This window comes from Actinosynnema sp. (assembly GCF_052038725.1).
This window is the reverse complement of record NZ_JBQGCX010000962.1, coordinates 1-3,003: the sequence shown is the minus strand read 5'-3', so window position 1 is coordinate 3,003 and position 3,003 is coordinate 1. Positions and strand designations below refer to the sequence as shown.

Sequence of the window (3,003 nt, the reverse complement as noted above, 5' to 3'; positions counted from 1 at the left end):
ATGTAGTTCTGGCTCGTCGCCTAAGTCGCGTGCCCCAGCAGCGCCATGATCTCCGACGCCGTCGCCCCTTCCTCCGCCAACCGCGTCGCGAACGTGTGCCGCAACGCGTGCAGGTTCGCCCCCGACGGCACCCGGTCGTGCAACCCCGCCCACCGGAAGCACGACCGCACCAGGTACTCCAACCCACCCCGCCCGATCGGCTCCCCGTGCCGGTCCCGCAGCAACGCCGAACCCCGGTCGAACCGCCCCTGCGGGAACCGCTTGCGGCACGACGCCAGGTACTCGTCCACCACCCGCTCCATCGCGGGCTCGATCGGCACCGACCGGTCCCGGTTGCCCTTGCCCAGCACGTGCAGCCGCCGCTCCCCGGACCGCCCCACCACCGACGCCAGCGTCAACGTCCGCATCTCCACCGACCGCAACCCCGCCACCAGCCCCAGCGCCAGCACCAGCACGTCCCGCTCCGGCCACGGGTCCCGCGCCTTCCGCGCCCCCTCCGCGGCAGCCGCCAGCAACCGCTCCGGCGTGTCCTCCCCGCGCAGCGGCTTCGGCACCAGCGGCGGCGTCTTGGGGCGCGCCACGGCGCCCATCGGGTTGCCGGGCACCAGGTCCTCGGCGACCAGGAACGTCAGGAACTGGTTCCAGGTGGACCAGGCCCGCAGCACCGAGCTCTTGGCGTGCGAGTCAGCGAACACCCCGAACGCCGACCGCAGGTGCGTCCCGGTCAGGTCCTCCACCCGAAGCTCACCCACCTCGCGCCCGACCACCTCGCCCAGCAGCGCGTTGACCCCGGCGAGGTCGCGCCGGTACGCGGCGGTGGTGTGCGGCGAATCCTTCCTGGGCCTGCGGGCCTGGAAGAAGGCTTCCTGAGCAGCGAGTACGTCCACGCCACCTTTACTACCGCACGGGACCGACAATTCGGCCCAGTTGGTTACCCGAACGGGGGAGGTGGGGGTGGTTCGGGCAGGTGGTGACTGGTGGCGGGGGAGCGGCGGGTGTGAGCAGGACGAGGCGCGATGCTCCCTGCCGGGAGAGGGGGCGGTGGAGGTGAGCGGTCACCGGCAGGGGAGTCCCAGCGTTGGACGCTCGTCGGCGGCGGTGACGTGAGAGGCCAGGGGGCACGGCGTGCCGAACGCGCGGGCGTCGGACCCGTCGGACCTGTCGAGCGCGCCGAGCGCAGCGGGTCACCGACCCAACGCGATCCGTATCGTTTGATGGATAATGGCGATTATCCATCAAACAGCGGTCGGGGTGGGTCAGCCCCTCTCGGGGGACCCCGGTAGTTGATCTTCAAACGAGTCCCGCCGAAGGCCCTCAGAACGCCTCCAACGACACGTTGCGCGCGCCCCTCCACGCCTCGACGCCGCAGCGGGACGCCGGTCGACGCCACTTGAGGCAGGGCGGAGTCCGGGGGGCGGGCCTCGGGGGGACGCCTTGATCAAGCCCGAACCGGCCGCCGGGCGCCTTGCGGCACGACGTCGACGCACTCCAGGACACACCCGTGGATGCGTCACGTGACGTATTACCGGCCGACTCAAGCAGGCCGACACCGACGGCCGCCAGTCGACCGCTGACGTCTCGAACGCTCAGCGCCCCGAGCCCGCATCGCTCGCGCTGCCGCGCCGAGCCGACGCCGCCGTCCGTCGCGCGCACGCCGCTCGACGGCGACGCGTCGCGCACGCCCCGTCGCGGCCCACGGCGGCGCCGTTGGCGCACACGCGACGCACCACCGTCGCCCGGACGTTCCAGCGCCCCCTCTCACCCCTCTGACCAGCACCTCCGTAATGCCGATAATCTACATTATGTTAAGTAAGCAATCCGGGCCCCTCCCCGCGGCCGTGGCAGCGCGGTACGGTCGGCGGGTCGTTCGGTCGAGTCGGTGGAGGCGCGCCCGTGAGCCCGGTCTAGCGATGGCCCGTCCGGGGCTGTCACGGAGCCGAAAGGCGACCGGGCATGGGCAAGACCGACAAGACCCGCCCCTGGTGGGTGCAGATGGCGGACGCTCCGATGTCCGCGTGCGTTCCGGTGCACGATCACCGGTTCGGCGGGTGCGCGCTCCCCGCCGTCATCAGCGAGGCCACCGCTTCCCTCGGGCAGCCGCGTTCGGGGTGCCACTGGGCGGGGTCCGCGTCGTACTGGTTCCGGCGTTGCGAGAGCCGCGGGCACCGGGAGTGGGCGTTCCGGCGCCGGGAGGACCGGCGGCGTGATCGGCGGGCGGCGCGGCGGGCGTTGCGGGAGCACCTGGGCTGATCGGGTCGCGGCGTGCGGCGGGGCGTCCGGGGTGTCCCGCCGCTCCCCCGCGACCGCGACCCGCCGTTGATCACCGTCGTCCCGTGGGTGTCGGTGTGCCCGGGTACGCTGCGCCGATGCACAGCCCTGCTGCCACCGGGTCGTGGGCCGACGGCCCGCTGCTGGCCCTGGACCTGGAGACCACCGACGTCGAGCCGCGTCGGGACCGGATCGTCACCGCGTCCGTGGTCGTGATCACGCCCGGCGCCGAGGGGGCGAAGCCGGACGTGCGGGTGCGGACGTGGTTGGCCGATCCGGGTGTGCCGATCCCGGCGTCGGCGACGGCGATCCACGGGATCAGCACCGAGCAGGCGCGGGCCGAGGGGCGGCCGGTGGGTGAGGTGGTGGCCGAGGTCGAGGCGCTGCTGGCCGAGTTGTGGACGGCGTCCACTCCCCTGTGCGCGTTCAACGCGCCGTTCGACCTGACGATGCTGGACGCGGAGCTGCTTCGGCACCACGGGCGGTCGTTGCGGGTGTCGGGGCCGGTGGTGGACCCGTTGTGCGTGGATCGGGCGTTGGACCCGCGTCGGGTGGGCAAGCGGACGTTGGGTGCGGTGTGCGAGCACCACGGGGTGCGGTTGGAGGGCGCGCACACGAGTGCGGGTGACGCGTTGGCGGCGGCGCGGTTGGCGTGGAAGTTGGCTCGGGTGCACCCGGTGGAGGTGGGTGGGATCGCGCTGTCGGAGCTGCACGAGCGGCAGGTGGGGTGGTTCC

3 protein-coding genes are annotated in these 3,003 nt (G+C 72.9%); 2 read left to right on the top strand and 1 reads right to left on the bottom strand.

Going from position 1 to position 3,003, the window contains the following annotated elements:
- Positions 1–20: 20 nt before the first annotated feature.
- The gene (locus tag ACTUAL_RS20485) at positions 21–887 is read right to left on the bottom strand and encodes a tyrosine-type recombinase/integrase (RefSeq protein ID WP_440901379.1); all 867 of its coding nucleotides are present in this window, start codon (positions 885–887) and stop codon (positions 21–23) included.
- A gap of 1,066 nt (positions 888–1,953) precedes the next feature.
- Here ACTUAL_RS20485 and ACTUAL_RS20480 point away from each other — a divergent pair.
- Together ACTUAL_RS20480 and ACTUAL_RS20475 are read left to right on the top strand one after the other, a co-directional pair.
- Positions 1,954–2,250 carry a hypothetical protein gene (locus tag ACTUAL_RS20480; RefSeq protein WP_440901378.1) on the top strand — a complete coding sequence of 99 codons (297 nt, stop codon included), beginning with the start codon at positions 1,954–1,956 and terminating at the stop codon, positions 2,248–2,250.
- Between the two features lie 116 nt (positions 2,251–2,366).
- On the top strand, positions 2,367–3,003 hold a 637-nt coding region (locus ACTUAL_RS20475), incomplete at its 3' end, for an exonuclease domain-containing protein (RefSeq protein ID WP_440901377.1).